The sequence below is a fragment of the Stenotrophomonas sp. CFBP 13724 genome, from assembly GCF_014841975.1.
In the GTDB taxonomy this organism is placed as follows: Bacteria; Pseudomonadota; Gammaproteobacteria; order Xanthomonadales; family Xanthomonadaceae; genus Stenotrophomonas; species Stenotrophomonas lacuserhaii.
In genome coordinates this window covers 1,357,366-1,375,313 of the sequence record NZ_JACYUW010000001.1, presented here as the reverse complement: position 1 = coordinate 1,375,313, position 17,948 = coordinate 1,357,366, and the positions used below count along the sequence as shown (strand labels likewise).

Below are 17,948 nucleotides of genomic sequence, written 5' to 3'. Positions count from 1 at the left end.
GAGGCCACTTTGAGCACTTTCCATGCCGTGATTACGCAGCCTTGATGCGCGTCGGTATTCAATGATCTTCGGCAGCGGATCACCGCCCGAGCAACGAAGCTGACGAATGACGATGATCGACCCGAACAAGCCACTTTCGCGGGAACCGCCCATCTTCGACGCGGTCGTTGTAGGCGGAAGCCATGCTGGCATGTCGGCTGCTTCGCAGCTTGCAAGGGCATGCCGAACGGTGCTGGTCATTGATCACGGTCAGCCGCGCAACCAGCGCGCCACGAAGGCGCACGGTTGGCTGGGCTGGGATGGCGTTGCCCCTGCACGGATTCTCGAGGCGAGCCGCAAGCAATTACTCGCCTATGAGCGGGTGCAATGGTCGACGGACGAAGTACTCGAGGCTTCAGGCTCCCTAGAGACCGGTTTTCTGCTCCACTGCGCATCCGGCAAGCCATACCACGCAAAAAGGTTGATCCTCGCCCATGGCGTGGTGGATCAGCTGCCGGACCTGCCAGGGCTTGCGGAGCGGTGGGGCGAGACGGTCCTGCATTGTCCTTACTGCCACGGCTATGAAATCCGCGGAACAGACATTGGGGTGCTCGTCGCGTCCAGAAAGGAGGCAGTGGGCCAGGTCAAGGCGCTTTCGCAGTGGGGAAACATCACCGCGGTACACGCTGGGGAGCTGAGCGGGGCCGAGCTGGAAGAACTGTCCGCCGAACTGCGCACTATCGGCGTGACCCTGGAAGAAAGCGCCTTGATCGGCATGACCGGGAAAGGGACCTTGAACTTCGCCGACGGGCGAGGGCGGGACGTGGCGGCGCTGTTCGTACATCCCCACACCACGCTGGCATCGGACCTTTCCACACACCTGGGTTGCGCCATCGAGGACGCAGGATGCATCACCACCGATTCGGCCAAGCAGACCACCGTGCCGGGGGCGTTCGCCTGCGGAGACGCCGCCCGGTTCGCCGGGAACATTGCGCTGGCCGTGGGAGAGGGAGCGTTGGCGGGCGTCGCTGCCCACCGATCATTGCTGAGTCTGCTCGCTGACGGTTGACCTTTGTGACGCGTCACGTCTTGCCGTGATCCTTTATCATTCCCCCCAACATAACAGGGGCGGATATGGATATTCGGACTGGGGTACTGATTCTTCTGCTGGTGGCTGCGACGCCATGCGTTGCGCAACAAATCCGCTCGGCGACTGGTCCGGCTGCTAGACCACTCCCAGCGTCTCCCAAGCCAGCACATAACTCCATGGCGAACGGCACAACGCCATTCAACTGCGAGCAGTATCGCTGGCCCAACCATCCCCATCCGCGCATGAAGGCGTACTGCGAACGCTTGGAATCGCAGACGCTGACAGATGAAGCACGGCGCGCAGGAAGGCCGGGGCCATCCGACGACGTGGTCCAGCTGCCATCTCTTGGATCGGAAGCCGCTCGCCGCTCGGGTCTGTCCTGTGTGGGAGGCCAAGCCATGCGAAAGCTGCCCAACGGGTGGGAGCAGGTTTCGTCTCCTTCGGGCGGTTGGCAGCGTTGCCGCGAGCAATGAGCGGGGTCTAGGTACGGCCGGCTACAACACCTGGCCCGCATACTGGATCATTCTTACCTGCTCCCGGCTCAGCCCCCGCGCGAGAGCTCGCGCGCGAGGAAAGGTGCCGTCCTGCTTGCCTTGGCGCGAGACACCTGCTGCGGCGTTCCCTTCGCCACGATGGTGCCGCCCGCAGCACCTGCGCCAGGCCCCACGTCAATCACCCAATCGGCCTGCGCGACCGCCCGCATGTCATGCTCGATCATCACCACCGTGTTCCCTGCATCGACCAACCGCTGCAGCTGAAGCATCAACCTGTCCGCGTCCGAGGCATGCAGGCCGGTAGTCGGTTCGTCGAGTACATAGAGTGTGCGACCTCGCTGGCCGCGCTGCAGCTCGGTTGCCAGCTTGATGCGTTGTGCCTCACCACCTGAAAGTTCCGTAGCCGGCTGGCCCAGCCGTAGATAGCCCAACCCGATTTCCCGTAGCACCTGCAGCGAGCGGGCAATCGCATCCTCCTTGCCGAAGAAGGCGTGCGCCTGGTCAACCGTCAACTGCAGGACCTCGGCGATGTTGCGGCCATTCCACAGCACCTTCAGCGTGGCCTCGTTGTAGCGCGCGCCATGGCACGCAGGGCAGGGCGCGTAGACGCTGGGCATGAACAGCAGCTCGACACTGACGAACCCTTCGCCCTCGCAGGTCGGGCACCGGCCTTTGGCCACGTTGAAAGAGAAACGGCCCGAATCGAAACGGCGCCGGCGTGCGTCCGGGGTACTGGCGAACAGCTTCCGCACATGGTCGAACAGCCCGGTATAGGTGGCCAGGTTCGACCGCGGCGTGCGGCCGATGGGCTTCTGGTCCACCTGGACGACCCGCTGGATGGCGTCCACATCGCCTGCCAGTCGGCCGCGCGTGGCTTCGATGACGGATGGCCCATCGGTGGGCGCGACATCCGCGCCATCCTCCGGCGGCTCGTGGCCCAGGTGCAGCAGCACCAGCTCCGGCAGCGCCTGCGCCATCAGGCTGGACTTGCCCGACCCCGAAATCCCGGTCACTGCAGTCAGCAATCCCAGCGGCAGCTGCGCATCCACTCCCTGCAGGTTGTGGCGGTGGATACCCTTCAGTTCCAGCCAGCTCCCGGCTTTGCGCTTGCGGCTTGCAGGCGCAGGCACCTGGTCGAAAAGATACTGGGCGGTGCGGGAATCCTGTACCTGGCGGAGGCCACCGGGTTCGCCGCTGTAGAGAACGCGCCCACCGTGCTCGCCCGCCTGCGGGCCAACATCCACCAGCCATTGCGCGCGGCGCATCAGCTCCAGATCGTGTTCGACGACAAAAACCGAATTTCCCCCATCACGCAGCTGACCAAGCGCATCGTACAGCGCCTCGCTATCGGCAGGGTGCAGGCCAGCCGATGGCTCATCCAGTACGTACAGCACGCCGAAGAGCAACGAACTCAGCTGCGTACCCAGTCGCAGGCGCTGCAGTTCGCCGGCCGAGAGCGTGGGTGTGGCGCGATCCAGAGAGAGATACCCCACACCGAGCGAACGCAGCTGCGAGACACGCGCCATGATGCCGCCCGCCAGTCGCTGGGCCGCCATGCGCTTTTCCTCCGACAGGGCCGAGGTGAGCCGTACGTCAGGGGCCGCCGCGTGGGCGGTGCGCCCGCTTGCCACCCGTTGGGCGCGGTCGCGGCGTGTCGCACTCCTGCTGCGTGAGCCACGGCTATGTGCGCTGAAATCACCCTGTGCCACAGGCTCCAGCAGATCCGCCAGTTGATCCAGTGGCAGCCGCATGAACTCGCCGATGTCCACGCCGGCGAAGGTGACCGACAGCGCTTCAGGTTTCAGGCGCTTGCCTTGGCAGGCGGGACACAGCTTGCCCTCCATGTAGCGGGAAACCCGCTTTCGCATCAGCGCGCTCTGGGTCGTGGCAAAGGTGTGCAATACGTAGCGGCGGGCGCCGGTGAAGGTCCCCATGTAGCTCGGTTCAAGCTTCCGCTTCAGGGCGGCGCGGGTTTCGGCGGGGGTGAAACCTGCATATACCGGCACGCTTGGCGCTTCCTCGGTGAACAGGATCCACTCCCTGTCCTTCTTCGGCAGCTTCTTCCACGGCACGTCGATGTCGTAGCCCAGCGTGACCAGAATGTCGCGCAGGTTCTGCCCGTGCCATGCCGGCGGCCAGGAGGCGATGGCGCGTTCGCGGATGGTAAGCGACGGGTCCGGAACCATCAGTGCTTCGGTCACCTCGTAGACGTGCCCAAGGCCATGGCAGGTGCTGCAGGCGCCCTGCGGCGTGTTGGGTGAGAAGTCCTCGGCGTAGAGCATGGCCTGGCCGGGCGGGTAGGCCCCGGCACGCGAATACATCATCCGCACCAGGCTGGACAGCGTGGTCACACTGCCCACCGATGAACGCGCACTACTGGCCCCGCGCTGCTGCTGCAGTGCTACCGCCGGCGGCAGCCCGTCGATGGCATCCACATCGGGCACGCCGGCCTGGTCGATCAGGCGCCGTGCGTAGGGAGCTACAGACTCGAAATAGCGCCGCTGCGCCTCAGCGAAGACGGTGCCAAAGGCCAGCGATGACTTTCCCGAGCCTGATACTCCCGAGAACACGACCAGCGCATCGCGCGGAATGGAGACATCGACATTCTTGAGGTTATGCTCGCGCGCTCCGCGGACCTCGATGCAACCGCTGGCCACGGCAGCGGAGGATGGATGATCGATGGGCGGGTGGGGCATGGCGGCGGTCCTGCGGGCAGTGAGCGGCACGCGTGACAGCGCGCACGATGGCTTATTCTCGCTGCTGCGGGGTGAAGGTTGGTGAGGGTGGTGCGGAATCCTGCTGCCGCTGCTCGGCGCGGGTGCGGAGGGATAGTGTTGCGGGCAATGATCGACTTATCGGTGGCGAAGGCAATGATCGTTGTATTTCTCCGTGGGTGAAAATCACGACGTGATCGATAATCTAGATGCGGATGGTTGGAATGAACTGGAGCTCCGGGTCTACGACAAGGAGCCCATCCAGTTCCTCCGGGACGGCGACAGCTTGGACGTAGTGGGCGAGGGGCAGGATCACATCACGATCGAAGGCTGGTACGCTGAGCCCGCCAAGCGTCTGGATGGCATCGCCATTGGGTTTGACCGCTGGCTGACGGCTGATGAGGTTGAAGCCTTGGCGGTGGATGACTCAAGCGCGGCCATCGCGTCGCATGGAGGGCTCCATCAAAGCTCCAGGACGGAGATCGGTCACCTGGTGACCGAAATGGCAAACGGTCGCTGGGATCGCGCAGGCACCAGCGCAAACCTCTTTGCCCCGATCCAGCATGGTGCGGTGGTCCTGTTGGCAGCACAGTGACGTTTTGCCTCCGCATAGGGGCGCCTTGTGCGTCCCCATGCGGAGATGGCGCATGACTGGATCAGCGGACGAGGAAACGTTATGGAAATGAGAATCGCTGCCAAGGCTGGGCTGGCGCTCGGTGCACTGGCCGTCGCTGGGTTCATCTGGGTCAAGTTCGGTGCGGACAGGGGCGGGCAGGAGGCTAAGATGTCCGGTATGAAGCAAGCTGATGTTGCGACCGTCACCGACGGTGTCCTTTCATACTGTGGTGAGACCATCAGGATTGGTGCCAGGACCCAAGAGGCAACGGATGCCCGCCAATCAGGATCCGGTGCTCTCAGGGTCAGCATGAAAGAAAGGGGTACAAGCGAAGCAGATTCAGCGTCACTGACCATCTTCGCCGCGAGCCCGCTCAGCAACAGCTGTCTCGATGAAGCTGTGAAGTCGCCGATCGGGGTCGCGCTAATTTGCGATCCGCCCGATGCGCCCGGCTGGTCGGATTGGTCCAAAAGAAGCTGGGAAGTACGTACCGAACGGCCTGAATACGGGATAGTGGTGCTGGAAGGCGATCAAGCGGGCTGGCTGGCTGGCGGCTTCCGTTTCATCGCTGCGCCGTCATTGCTGTATCGCATCGGCGAGTTCCCTTTTCAAGGAAAGTGCTTTAGTGAGCCGGGCGTAGGTAGCGGAGCAGAGCGATGCCTCGTCAACTTTCGGAAAGGACGGCTGGGTGTTGGATACAGCTATTTGACTGAATCCATCAGGCCTTGGCGAGAAGTGGATGAGCTTGTGCGCAGCACTCTTGAGGGGAAGCCATCGACTCGGTTGTGTCCATATGAGGCGCAGCGCTCCCAAGTGCCGCGGTCATGAGCTCAAGATAGTGACTTGGAGCGTTTCCGGGGGGGGGGGGCGCAGTAACGGCGTGTACCCTCGCTGGGTGCTGCCGCTCAGAGAGCCAGGCCGCGCCGGCGAAGGCTGGTACGCTGAGCCGGCCAAGCGTCTGGATGGCTTCGCCATTGGGTTTGACCGCTGGCTGACGGCTGATGAAGTTGAAGCCTTGGCGCTGAATGACTCAACTACGGCAATCGCGTTGCATGGAGGGCTCCATCAAAGCTCCAGGCACCGGCTCCGCAAACGTTGAAGTTGTTGATGGCGTTGTTGTCACCATCGGCGGTGAATGCCTTTCAGGTAGCAACGCGGCACGAAATGCTGCTTCTTTGTTGGCGGCCATGCCCGTTTTCCTTCGGGTGGTGCGTCGCGCTTGTGCAGGGCGGCTCCCGAGCATTGCCTGCGCCGGACGAGGCCTTCGGCATCACCGAATGTCAGCTGCATGGAGAGTTCTTCAACGTGATCTGATGGAACTTAAAGCTTGCCGGCCAGCGGCCGGCACTACCGTCGGATTTCGCGCAGATTTGCTTAGACCATCCTTAGATCTGGCGAGCTCGTCCTTGTCAGTAGACCCAGAAGGGAAGCAAGAGCCGACCCAAAGCTTGAGACAGTGCCATCCAGAGCCCACAAACGCGGCGGTGTGACGGATCCGCGACTTCGCATAATGTATATTATGTTACGGCACAGTACGTCGCACTGCTCGTGGCTGCCCCGCGATGTCCGCAGCACCCTACCGATGTCATCTGCTCCTTAACCATGACATGCCCCTTGATGATGTCATCCCCTAAGGAATGTGCTCTGCAAAATCAATAAGCTAGCCGACTCAAAGGCTCTTGCTGGCGAGGTCGGGCTTATTGGCGATTTCCCTTAATCGTGTCGTGATCCGATATCGTGTCATCGCCCCGCACCATCACGGCTTCTTCTTACTTCCAAGACTTGGCGGCTTGTCGTTGGTCCTATTTGATGTCCTTCGATGAGCGCCAAGCAAGCCGGCACTCCTATTTCGTGGCCTTGGATGAGCTCTTCTTAGCCCGCTTTTGGGTGCTTGTCTTCCGTAGATCAGGAGTCACCTGGCTTCGCCTAAGCGCAGCCTCTAGATCCGCTGGTAAGTTCTGGAGCTTGGCCAGCTGATCTTCTAGAGCTTCACATCTGCCACGCTGCTTGTCCGCCATCTGTATTGCCGCCGCGGTGGCTGAGCGCGCCTTTTCAAGGCTGTGCCGCATCTCTGTTTCAATCGACGCATTCCTTTTTACTGCGCTGGCAAGCTTCGTCTGCAATGTCTTGGCCTCTTGTCTAGCGCGATCGAGATCACCCAGCGCTCGATTTTCGACAGATCTGACGTGCTCAGCCAGGGTCTCGCGCTCGGATCTCGCCGATTCCTCGGTCTCTTGCAGCCTGTCGTAGAGAACCTGCCGTGAGGCCTCCACTTGCTCAAGTCGCTGAATAGCGGAAGTTCGCTGCCCAGCGAGTTCCGCAGCCTGCAGCTGAAGCTGATCGACCAAGCGCTGCAATTCCGTAGCCCGGGCGCAGGCTAGGCGTTCGGCGACAAGGGCCGCCTCCGACTTCGCATGGACAGCGCTCATCTCACCTGCGAGTGCTTGGGCCCGGACAAGGAGTTCCTCTTGTTTGAGTGTAAGCTCCTGGCGCACCTCGGAGAACTCAGCAAGGACGACATCACGCGCATGTTCTAGCGCCAACGCCCACCATTGCCCAGCAAGCTTCCCCACCACAGCCGGAGCGTCTTTCACGCTTGGCTTCTCAGGATGCAACCGACTTCCAAGGCTTAGCCACCAAGTCTCAAGCAAGCGGGTAACCGTGTTGGGGGAGCCCGTACCCAGATGGGCCCGAACGCGCTCCACTGTCGGGCGCTCACCCTTTGCGACTAGCGCGTCAGCGGCGCCGTGCACGTCTAGTTCCGTGATGCCGCGAGCCATTGAATAGTCTCCTGTGCGGGCGCCCTGCCCCGTTGATTCCGTACTAGTGATAAGTGATGATTATCGTGGGTATAGGGTCAACTTCGTAGTCTACATTACATAATATGAAAGATAATTCCACGATTTCCGTGCTCGCTGCGACGGCTGCCAGCCTGGTACTGCCCGAACAGCTTGCCCAGCAGGCCGCCGATGCGGTGCGCGAGTTGCTGGCTGAAGCCGCCGCCGAGAACACCACCCGCAGCTACAGCAGCGCCTTGCGCTACTGGGCCGGCTGGCATGCGGCGCGCTATGGGATCGAGCTGGCCTTGCCAGTGCCGGAAGCTACCGTGTTGCAGTTCGTGGTCGACCATGTGCAGCGGCGCTCGACCGAGGGCGAATTGGCTTGGGAACTGCCGCCGGCCGTCGACCAGGCGCTGGTGGCCGCTACCCTCAAGGCCAAGCTCGGCCCGTGGACCTTGGCCACCGTGCGGCATCGGGTCGCCGTGCTGTCCACCGCGCACCGACTGAAGCAAGTGGCCAATCCCTGCGAGCAGCCGGCGATCCGTACCGTGCTCAGCCGCGCGGCGCGGGCGGCGGTTAAACGCGGCGAGCGCCCGCGGAAGAAGACCGCGATCACCCTCCCCGAGCTGGAAGCCCTGCTGGCCACCTGCGACGACAGTTTGGAAGGGATTCGTGACCGGGCCCTGCTCTGCTTCGGGTTTGCCAGTGGCGGGCGCCGGCGTAGCGAGATCGCAGCGGCTGATCTACGCGACCTGCGCCGGATCGGCGAGGCGAGCTACATCTACCGGCTGGAGCACAGCAAGACCCAGCAGGCCGGCGTCACCGCTACCTCGACCCCGGACAAGCCGGTGCTCGATCGGGCCGCTTTGGCGTTGCAGGACTGGCTCGACGCGTCCGGGGTCACCGAAGGGGCGATTTTCCGCCGGCTATGGAAACAGCGCGTCGGCCCTGCCCTATCCCCCGCTGCGGTAGGCGAGATCGTGCAGCGGCGGGCGCGCCTGGCCGGGCTGGAGGGGGATTTTGGCGGGCACAGCCTGCGGTCGGGGTTTGTGACCGAAGCGAGTCGGCAGGGCATTTCTCTACCCGCGATCATGCAGCTGACCGAGCACCGGGCGGTGGCGAGTGTGGTGGGGTACTTCCAGACAGGAGGCGCTACCACGAATCCCGCTGCGCGTCTTTTGGAAGACTGATTTCTCCATCCTGGCCACCGTAACTTCTATCAGCACAAAGCGACAGTTCTTAAGGCATACAGCCTCTCTGTGCTGCTCGATTTGATGAGGTAAGTTCAAATAGCTCAATAATCTTGCGTAGATGCCCTCTTCGCAGGCCAAATCCTCATCGTCCCGTCGTCGAGCCGTAGTCCAACAAGGACGGATTTGACGCCACTTAAAGGGGCGTACTCACGTGACGATCGATACTTCAAAAGCGATATCGTGAAGACAAGTCGTTTGCCCTCGTTGGACAACGTCGCAGCTAGCCAATCGGGTGAAGCCCATAAAACCTCACCGTCATTGTGAGCACGGGTTCCACGGTGATCATCGGGGTCCGGTTGCCAACTGCCCCAGACCTGGCTCCTCAGCGCCATGCTGCCATCAGCGGCATGCCAATCACCGCAGCCCGGCCCCTTTGCCAACCTCAGGCGCTTGGTGAGGTTGATTCCGAGACGCGGTCTGCCGGCCGCTCCCTCCGCCGCCATTTCATCACCCACGTCGATGCCGAGACTGTGGCTCTCTGGCGCCCACACCAATGGAGCGAAAATGCTCTTCTGCCGGTGACGACGGTCGTAGAAGCCCTCGTCCCAGAACTCCGGCAGCCAAAGGTCATGACCGGGTTGCTTGGCGAATCCCAAGCAGCGGCCAATCGCACCCTTCCGTTCCGTCAACGCCGACGTGATGCTGACGCGCACGCCATCGGGCGAAGACCAGTGGCCGTAGAGCAGGACTGGCGCGTCGGCGTCGGTGTCCACGAGACCCAGCTTCCGCAGCACCGTGTGTCGGTCCTGCAGTGTCTCCTGCTGGCCTCTCCTTTTGCCCAGCAGACTCTCCTTCGCCTGACCAGGCACGGGATCCTTCCGGTCCGACAGCCACGAGCCGTCGTCGAACGTCACGTCGTAGCGGTTGCGCCATTCCAGCCAAGGCGAATGGTCACCGGCCTCATAACTGTGAACGACCACCGGCCGCGTCATCGAAAGAGTGGTGGCAGCGCTCAGCAGCGCGTGTCTTTGAACATGCTCGCGGTAGGTCTCGTATCGATCACCCCGATCCCAGTCGTACTGTTGGCGGCCGGGGAACCCGTCCAGCGAGGTGGCGTCTGGCCATCGCTGCGTGATTTCGGCTGCCATTGCATCCACCACCGTTGCCTTGCCGACACCGAAGAGCCGGGCGAGTTTGCTGATCTCACTCTTTGCGAACTCGTAGTCGAAGCGGAAGCTCGACGTCGACTCCGCGGAACCAGGGCGATCATCGCTGATGACGATGCCGCATGGCGGCTGGTCGATCTGATCGAGCAACGCCTCCAGCTTTAGGTCGCGGGCACCGGCGTTACCGATGTTCCTCAAACACCTGGCGATGTGGACCTTGTCGATGATGTGGAGGTCGCTTCGTTGGGCGAGCGCCAGCAGCTGGCCCCTGAGGCTGCCCACGGCCCATGAGTGGCGCAAGGCGACCCGCGCCAGACCCATCAGCAGCCACTGCCTGGAGTTCTGGAACGGAAACCCCCGATCCAACGATGCCAGGGCAGCGAACTCCTTCTGGTCGAAGCGGTCAAGCAACAAGCCGAGCTCTTCGTCGAGACCCAACTCGACAAGCGTGTTCAAGCCCCTTGCGACCGTCCAGCGGAGATAGGCATCGTCGTCGCCGAGAAGGTGCCAGATCATGTCGGCGAAGAACGCCGCTTCGTTTCCCCCGACGACTTGAGCGGGGCGGAACGGCCCCTCCCCGATCTCGTCGGCAATGCGGGACGCAGGACCGGAAAGCAACAACTCCAGCGCATCGAGGCCGGCCTGGCCCGAGGTGACGTCGCACATGGCAGTGGCCAACTGCAGCCACTCGTCGCCGTCGAGCTCCAACTCGTCCGCGGCCACCTTGCGAAGGAGCAGCCGCAGCACGAAGCGCTTGTCATCGCACAGTTCCGACAGTCGATGGATGCCGTGGACGATGTCGGAGAACTGGCCTTCGAACAGCTCGACGATCTTGGACTCGAACAGCCGTTCAACCAATGCTTTCGCACTGGAAACGAGGTGCTTGGAGGAACTGCTCCAGGCGGCTAGACACTCGGCAAGTATGTCCAATGACTGGGTGAGGCTCAGCTCAGATGCGTCGCAGATCGCGAATAGAAGTGCCAACCGCTTGGGATATGGGCACGAGGCGCGCAATCCGGCGATGAAGCGCTGGCGTGCGTCATAGGAAAGCCGGCGGTCCGTTTGGATGGTTGTCAGCGCCATGTCGATCGAATGCGCCGATGACGGATCGCAGTTCGAGATCAGCGCCGCAATAAGACCTTCGATCTCTTCCTTGCTTGGCTTCGGAGCCTGATCGGTGAGGAAGTCCGCCTGCGACCTGTCGCGACTGTTGAACTCATCCTGCGAGCGTTGCGCTTCTACCCTGAGTTGCTCAAGCGCCTCCCGAACATCGGTGGTAAGTGCGTTCGGGAACTGATCCCCCGCTTCAAGGAAGCCTTCCCATAGTGAGGTCCAGCCACCGAACGGGTACCGGGCGCGGAGCTTCTCGATGATCGCCAAAAATATCCGCCTCTGATCGGCGGGCTCGGACAGTCTCAGCAGGTCGGTGACCCCATCACCGGAACGCCAGTCCCACCAGCCATGGTCTTCGCAGATCGTGAGGACGAAAGCAGCGCGCCGCGGATCGAGGTCTCCGTTCTTGGCAAGAAGGCAGACGAGCTGCGGCAATCCGTAGGACAGGTCCGCGACGTCCTGGTCGTGCCAACGCACGATCTTGGCGATCGCCTGGAAGCCGATGGAACTGGCGGCGGCGCGCGCGAACAACGTCCAGCGGAACTTGCTTGGCTCATTCCGCACGATGGTCTGGCACAGGTTCATCAACCGATGCGACAGCGCCGGCTTCAGGAAGCCGCCCTGCTGCACGCTCGCGAAACGAAGCAGCGAATAGATCTGGTCGTAGCTCTCTCCGCCCAGCTGGTCCAACTGGGCCAGACCTTGCCGGTAGTATTCGCGGGCCTCGTCAATGCTCATGGAAACGAGGGAAGCAGCGAGATTGGCGTATGCACCGCCGCGCTGCTCGATATCGTCGTCCCGGCCGATATGTTCGCCGATGTGCTGCGCGAACTGTCCCGCGAGCTCATGGAGGTTCGATCTCTGGGCCAGCTGGCCCAATACGGAGGTCTTCTGCCGGACGGAGAATCGTTCGGAGGAAGCCAGATCGATGATGGCCTTCGCCTGGTCTGCAGATATTTCGGATACATGGTCCAGCAGGATGTGGATGCAGCCGAGCCCGACGGTACGAATGAGCAAATCAGCTGCGACCTCAGCCCTCCAGTGAACGCCCTCCCGCAAGTGCTTTCGCCACGCATCCAGGAAGTCGTTGACGCTCGCATCCGAAAGGCCCCGGCGCGAGAGAGCGGCTTCCTCGATCGGCCGGGTCAGCTGGCGTGTAAGCTCGATGCCCCTGCTGATGTTCTCGCAATCGCGGTCACTGAATCTCGCATCTTGCGGTCTCCCGCCAGGTTTCTTGCCGGGGCCGCCGGGCACGGGCTGGCGCTGCTTCTTCAGAAACGCGAGCAGCGCCGCCTCGGTCGTGACAGCCTTCGCATGTTTGGTGATCTCCACTTCCCTCGGAAGCAGGTCATGGTAGGCGACCGGCCTTCCAGTCGACCATGCGCGAATGCAGACGCGGAGGATCGGGGCCCAGGCCCTCGAGGGACCGTAACGCTCGCCGTAGTCGTATGCCGATGGTCGGGCCAGTGGCGCATGGCGGATGATCGCCGCGGCTGCGGCGCGCGAGCTGTAGAGGAGCGCTGTCAACGCCGCCCGTACGACGTGGCCACTGCCGCCACGCTTGGAATCGGCTGAGAAACCCTCTTCCTCGTCATCGTCGACGGACACCGGCGCTCCGATCGCCTTTGCCAGCACCTTCACTTGCCGCCTGTTGAGAGAGCGGGGTCGTGAGAGGAGCCGCAGCTTAAGCGCCTGCGATTTGCATTCGTCGCTTGCGGCGAACGAAACGAAATCCGCGAGAAGCATGGTCCCGGTCGCCTGGTCGAACAGTTCCAGCAGTTGCAGGAGTTCGCCGCTCACGGACAGCGAGAAGCGATCGTTCCACGCAGCGAGATTACGATCGACCGCGTCGAACTTGCCTGCGGCGGAATGCTGGAACAGTATCGCCGCGAAGTCCCTGGTCTCGGGCTTGGCGCGTTTGCGATGCGCCTCGTCATTCGGCTGTGCGGCATGCCAGTTGATCCACCGCACCGTGCTCCCGCATTGGATCTCCGATTCCTCGGCGTCGCCTGCGAAGTGATGGGCGACTGTCAGTCGTGCACTTCTCGCGCCACGCCATCCCGAGCGATCCGCAAAAAGACGGCGATAGGAATCAGCGCCACCGAGCACGATCGCGAGCGCGGCTGAGCTCCGAATGAACTCGTCGCCCCTCAGGTTGGCGGTCGCGGCTTGCGCCAGCCGCATGCTGAGGCCCAGCACCCGGTCGAGATCGTCTTCCTCAACCGCCAAACGGAAGGCCGCGCGGAGCCGTGCGAGCGTCAGCCTCCGGCGGCCGAACTCCGACTGCACCGTGACCGGGAAGCTGGTCGAGTCGACGAGCGCGAACGCACGGTCACTGTCTTTGATGACGACCAAGAAATGCGGCAGCGCCTCGGCGGCATAGGCCGAAGTCCCCTGCGAGGCCAACAGGCGATCAGCAATGGCCTTTTGCGCTTCCGGTCCTTCGGAGTATGTTTCTCGGATATACGTTTCCGTGGGCTCGTCCCTGAAGATCGCGCCGTGCGAGGCCACCTCAAGCATCGGGGCCAGATCCGATGCGGCGGTACCGACTTGAGCCGCAGACCATCCAAGCGCGTTCGCCAGCTCGTCGAGTGGAATCGGCGGGGGAAGCAGCGATAGCGCGACGAAGAACTCGGCGACCTCTGAATCCGGCCATCCTGCGACATGAAGATCGGAAACGATCTTCGTGCAACGCTGGGCGATGATCTCGGGGACGTCGATGAGAGCGGCCGACGTGCTGCCGTGGACATTGTTATCCCACGTCTGGACGAGGTAGTCGAGGACACGTGCATTCCGGCCGGATCGCGCTAGGGCGGTCGCAAACTCGACGCCGGACGCGTCCGGCTTGCGCTTCTGCAGAAACTCCCGCGCCTCCGGATCAGTGAAGGGGCCTAGCTCGACCCGACTCACTGTGCTGCGACCAATGACCTTTTCCCTGCGGTGCGTGCGTGCCGTAAGCAGTAGTTTCACGCCGTCGATCGGATCTTCGTCGATGGTCGCGAGAAGAAGCTTCGGGAATGCCTCTTCGTGGCGATGGTCGGCTTCCAGCTGGGCGTTGTCGGCGGCATCGACGATGATGAGCAAGCCGAGTTTCTCGGACTGGGTTCGGATCGCTGTCGCCGCTTGGGCCAACCGTTTGCGCGCCGCCTTGACGACTTTGCGGCTGTCTTCGCCGCCCGGCAATATCGGATCGCACAGTGTCCGCGAGGCCAGTTCGTTGACGATCTGCACGAGCCCGATTCTGGGAAGGTGCCTGGAGTGATTGTCCGAGCGGTACGAACCACCGCCGAAACAGTCGAAAACGACCACTTCGAATTCGTTCGCCATCCTTACGGCAAGGCTCTGCACGAACACGGTCTTGCCCACTCCGCCCTCCGCGTCAACGAAGACGGGTTGCGCTGAGGTCTTGATGAGATCATGGACCGTTGAGAGTTCAGATCGCTCGACGACGGCACCTACGTCGATGAAGCGGGTGTCGGCCGGAAAGAGGTCCTCCGGGGCGCAATCGAGCGCATCCAAGACATCCTCGCGGCGGATCAGGTTCTTGCCTTGGCCGCTTGGGCCAGCCTTCCTCAAGACGAGGTCCTGGAGCCCGTAAAGACGGCTCCTGGCTTCTGCATCGGTGCCGACAGACCAGTCGGTGAGTGTTCGCCTGAGCGCGGTGTCTTGACTCGAAAGACCCTTCTCTCCGGCCCGGAAAACCATCCTGGAGAAGAGACGGCGCGCGTCGGACAGCCCCCCCGCAGCACAACATTCCTTGAGATAACTAACCTGGTCGGCTGCTTCGCGACCTGAAGGCGTCGTCCCTTCGATGAGAGCCTCTATGGCCTCCGAAAGACTGCGCTTGAATTCCGCATTCGTGACGAAGATAAAAAACGCCTTGTTGTCGACTTCGGCAGCCGGGAAGCCCTTCTCATAGCCGATGATCGTGCTGGAGAACTTTTCGATTGTCTTCTTCAGATAAGAGGCTGTAACCGCCTCCCCGCGATGCTTGTATTTGAACTGGACGGTCTCCAGCAGCTCGCAGGTCTGGAAATTGTCTCCGTCGCCGAAGTACAGGACGAGGTCGGCAACATCTTCGGCCCACGTTCCGGGACTCGTCGTCTCCGTCGACGAAATCCCCTCCACGGCGATCGCAAATAGATCGTCGTTCGGAAAGACCAACTGCAATGCCCGTCTGGCAGCCCATCTCTCGTGAAAAGTGTGGCCTGCGCGGGAAGCGCGGACAGTATCGATTTCTACGTCGCCCGAAGACATGATTATCCTGACCTAATCCAGAAGTACACCGTCATTGTCTGTCCGAAACTTTGGCCAACTTTCTTGCCGTCAATGCACCTGCGCGCGCAACTCACTTAGCGCCCACTCTACCAAACGTCGGAACTAACTCTTCAGTGCATGAGTCTAGCCATGACGTTCCACATTAGGAAGGCAGAATTCGGTAGAAGGTCCGCTCTAGGTCATTAGCCCCCCCAAGTTGCAGTTTTCCTAGGCTTGCATCCTCGCGGCCAGCGAAACGCGATGATCGCGCTAAATGCTCGATACGAGCATCGTCGAATCGACAGCGATCTACCGGGCGAGAGACCGCGGGCTATTGAGGTCAGAAACTAGATCCAAGCGGCGAGCGACGCTATGCTTCCGATCTCGAAAAATAGACTTAGGCGGCTCTTGGCGCATGCACTAGATGGCGTGCTAGGCATTGCCATGCAGGGCCGATGCGCAGACGACGATTAGCCGAACCCGCTGGTCACGATGCCCAAATCTACAGGCAACAAAGCCGTTTCACATCTCTAGTTACCGCTCTGGCTCGAAAGCGGAAATGCCCTACCCTCGATAAATATCGCCAATCCCCTACTCCGCCGGTGTCCGCTTAGTTGAGCGCCTACGCAGCAGCCAACGGATCACCAAGCACATGGCATGGGACGCGCAGACCAAGCCCTATTGTGGGTTTCTGGCGCAAGTCACCGCACGCGGGGATGCACTGGCTGAACGACTGGGGCGGGAACTGGCGGCGAGCAGCAAGTTAGGAATCGCTTCAGCATCTTCCGGCGCGAAAGGCCAGTGACCTGAACCCGTTAGAGACAAGCGCCTGCTGCCGTCCCGACGCTCCGGCCCAGCTTGACGGCTTCGCGGTAGCTTGCAAAGGCGCACGTTTCATCCGCGTCACCGCCCTTGTATTCCTGCGCGATCCTCCTCCATCCAGCGTTTCACTTGCTCGACGTTCTCAACAATGACGTGCTGTTCTGCGGCACGCTCACTGACTGAAAGGCTTTCTAGGTTCAGATGACGCAGTGTGTAGAACAGCATCGCCTTTTGGCAGGTCAGCACGTGTCGATCTGAAGACATGCCGTAGTCGCGCGCTACCGCCTCCCGTTGCAAGCGGCCCAGTTTCGGGTGGGGTACCAGTACAACCTCCACCAGTGTGGTCCATCCAATGTCCTCGCGCGGGTCCACGTGGCTCTCGCCTTCCTCAACGATCTGCATCCCCAGACGGCCGATCGCGAAATCCCGAAAGATCATGCGCTCATGGCAATACGCCCGGACATGCCATCTCAGCCCATCAAACCCCAGTGCGTGAGGCGACAAGCGAACGGCCTTCGGGCCCTCCTCCTCCATCGACTGATACGTGCAGCCCACGATGCTGCGATCGCGGCAAGCTCGCACCCAGCGGGCAACCTCGTCCACGCAAATCGACCGGGACGGGCTGGACACAATCCCGGTAGGGGGCACGTACCCGACAAAGCACTCGTCTGCGGAGATTGCGCCCCGGGCCAAGCCGTACAGCTCGAACAGATAGTGCAGCGCACTGGAACGCCCCGAAACGGCTTGAAACGTGGGGGTGGCCAGATAGCTTCTGACGGATGGATCGTAGACAGCGTTTCCGGGCGCAGCGGACAAATATTCACCGATATCGGCGGAAGCTTGCGGTACCGAAATGCCAAAAAATTCGATCAGATCCTTCCGGTTAATACGGCCATCAAACTGCAGCCTGGCGTCAATGAACGCCAAGCGTCGAGCTTGACCCCAGCGGACGGGCACATCTTTAGAAGACATCAGGAGCTCACATGATCTAGTGATATCACCATACCAGAATAGTTACTTGACCGTATAGATAGCATGCGTATAGTATTAATCCTGTCTTCGGCCTCGCTGTCTGGCCGCCCTTAACGGAGCAGTGATGGAACACGAGTATTCAGTATTGGGAGGCCTTAACCGCGCCTCGATTGGAAGGTACGTAATGGCCGCCTCGGTGATCGTGGCCGGCTTGGCGAGCACCTTGGTGGGGCTGGTCGTGGCGGTGTTGGCCGAATCGGGGTTGGGCATACCCCCCGTAGTGCTGTGGCCGGTCACCTCTGGCGCTATCTACATGGGGCTGTATTACCTGTTTGAGGCGTACGCATGGAAGATGCCCAAGCTGTCCGCGGTACTGCGAGTTCCTGACCTCTCCGGGGAGTGGAAGTGCGAGGGAAACTCCCTTAACCAGGGTGAAGGGGTCCCCGCCACGGTATGGCGTGCCGAGGTGACCATCGTCCAAAGCTGGGACAAGATCCGCATCCGCCTGAAGACCGCGCAGTCGGGGTCCAACAGCATCGCGGCTGCGTTGATGTATGACAAAGCTGACGGCTACCGGGTTCTGTACAACTACAAGAACGAACCGGGCATCAACGAGTCTCATCTTGCCGCGCACCGCGGCTTCGCCGAGCTGGTGTTCGCCCCTGACCTGCGGTCAGCGCAAGGCGACTACTTCAACGGCCATGGACGCTACACCTTCGGAACAATGACCCTTACGCGCGTGGAGAGCTGAG

Annotated in this window: 10 protein-coding genes; 6 read left to right on the top strand and 4 right to left on the bottom strand. The window is 61.7% G+C overall.

Going from position 1 to position 17,948, the window contains the following annotated elements; genetic code table 11:
• The first annotated feature begins 106 nt into the window (after positions 1–106).
• Positions 107–1,048, top strand: a complete 942-nt coding sequence (locus IFT63_RS05940) for an NAD(P)/FAD-dependent oxidoreductase (protein ID WP_192083516.1) — start codon at positions 107–109, stop codon at positions 1,046–1,048.
• Positions 1,049–1,610: 562 nt separating this feature from the next.
• Here IFT63_RS05940 and IFT63_RS05935 read toward each other — a convergent pair.
• Positions 1,611–4,259 carry an excinuclease ABC subunit UvrA gene (locus tag IFT63_RS05935; RefSeq protein ID WP_192083515.1) on the bottom strand — a complete coding sequence of 883 codons (2,649 nt, stop codon included), beginning with the start codon at positions 4,257–4,259 and terminating at the stop codon, positions 1,611–1,613.
• A 181-nt stretch (positions 4,260–4,440) separates the two neighbouring features.
• Here IFT63_RS05935 and IFT63_RS05930 point away from each other — a divergent pair, with 181 nt between their 5' ends.
• From IFT63_RS05930 to IFT63_RS05920, 3 genes are all read left to right on the top strand, one after another.
• Positions 4,441–4,872 (top strand): hypothetical protein, encoded by a 432-nt coding sequence (locus IFT63_RS05930; protein ID WP_192083514.1) that lies wholly within the window; start codon positions 4,441–4,443, stop codon positions 4,870–4,872.
• Positions 4,873–4,953: 81 nt separating this feature from the next.
• Positions 4,954–5,721: a hypothetical protein gene (locus IFT63_RS05925; protein ID WP_192083513.1), complete on the top strand. Its 768-nt coding sequence runs from the start codon at positions 4,954–4,956 to the stop codon at positions 5,719–5,721.
• A 279-nt stretch (positions 5,722–6,000) separates the two neighbouring features.
• Entirely contained in the window at positions 6,001–6,207 is a 207-nt protein-coding gene (locus IFT63_RS05920) for a hypothetical protein (RefSeq protein ID WP_192083512.1), read from the top strand.
• A gap of 530 nt (positions 6,208–6,737) precedes the next feature.
• Here IFT63_RS05920 and IFT63_RS05915 read toward each other — a convergent pair.
• Complete coding sequence (locus IFT63_RS05915) at positions 6,738–7,673, bottom strand: DNA-binding protein (RefSeq protein ID WP_192083511.1); 936 nt, start codon at positions 7,671–7,673, stop codon at positions 6,738–6,740.
• A gap of 104 nt (positions 7,674–7,777) precedes the next feature.
• Between IFT63_RS05915 and IFT63_RS05910 the strand changes: the two genes are divergently transcribed.
• On the top strand, positions 7,778–8,863 hold the full coding sequence (locus IFT63_RS05910) for a site-specific integrase (protein WP_192083510.1): 1,086 nt from the start codon (positions 7,778–7,780) through the stop codon (positions 8,861–8,863).
• A 104-nt stretch (positions 8,864–8,967) separates the two neighbouring features.
• Here the strand turns inward: IFT63_RS05910 and IFT63_RS05905 are convergent, their stop codons facing one another.
• Together IFT63_RS05905 and IFT63_RS05900 are read right to left on the bottom strand one after the other, a co-directional pair.
• On the bottom strand, positions 8,968–15,402 hold the full coding sequence (locus IFT63_RS05905) for an NACHT domain-containing protein (protein WP_192083509.1): 6,435 nt from the start codon (positions 15,400–15,402) through the stop codon (positions 8,968–8,970).
• A 903-nt stretch (positions 15,403–16,305) separates the two neighbouring features.
• Positions 16,306–17,196 carry a WYL domain-containing protein gene (locus IFT63_RS05900; protein WP_249404340.1) on the bottom strand — a complete coding sequence of 297 codons (891 nt, stop codon included), beginning with the start codon at positions 17,194–17,196 and terminating at the stop codon, positions 16,306–16,308.
• A gap of 184 nt (positions 17,197–17,380) precedes the next feature.
• Between IFT63_RS05900 and IFT63_RS05895 the strand changes: the two genes are divergently transcribed.
• Positions 17,381–17,947 carry a hypothetical protein gene (locus IFT63_RS05895; RefSeq protein WP_249404339.1) on the top strand — a complete coding sequence of 189 codons (567 nt, stop codon included), beginning with the start codon at positions 17,381–17,383 and terminating at the stop codon, positions 17,945–17,947.
• Position 17,948: the final 1 nt, after the last annotated feature.

Bases quoted from the DNA above. Each gene is read 5' to 3' on its own strand.
- IFT63_RS05925 (WP_192083513.1), top strand. From the start codon at position 4,954: ATGGAAATGAGAATCGCTGCCAAGGCTGGGCTGGCGCTCGGTGCACTG.
- IFT63_RS05905 (WP_192083509.1), bottom strand. From the start codon at position 15,402: ATGTCTTCGGGCGACGTAGAAATCGATACTGTCCGCGCTTCCCGCGCA.
- IFT63_RS05935 (WP_192083515.1), bottom strand. From the start codon at position 4,259: ATGCCCCACCCGCCCATCGATCATCCATCCTCCGCTGCCGTGGCCAGC.
- IFT63_RS05910 (WP_192083510.1), top strand. From the start codon at position 7,778: ATGAAAGATAATTCCACGATTTCCGTGCTCGCTGCGACGGCTGCCAGC.
- IFT63_RS05895 (WP_249404339.1), top strand. From the start codon at position 17,381: ATGGCCGCCTCGGTGATCGTGGCCGGCTTGGCGAGCACCTTGGTGGGG.
- IFT63_RS05940 (WP_192083516.1), top strand. From the start codon at position 107: ATGACGATGATCGACCCGAACAAGCCACTTTCGCGGGAACCGCCCATC.
- IFT63_RS05915 (WP_192083511.1), bottom strand. From the start codon at position 7,673: ATGGCTCGCGGCATCACGGAACTAGACGTGCACGGCGCCGCTGACGCG.
- IFT63_RS05920 (WP_192083512.1), top strand. From the start codon at position 6,001: ATGGCGTTGTTGTCACCATCGGCGGTGAATGCCTTTCAGGTAGCAACG.
- IFT63_RS05900 (WP_249404340.1), bottom strand. From the start codon at position 17,196: ATGTCTTCTAAAGATGTGCCCGTCCGCTGGGGTCAAGCTCGACGCTTG.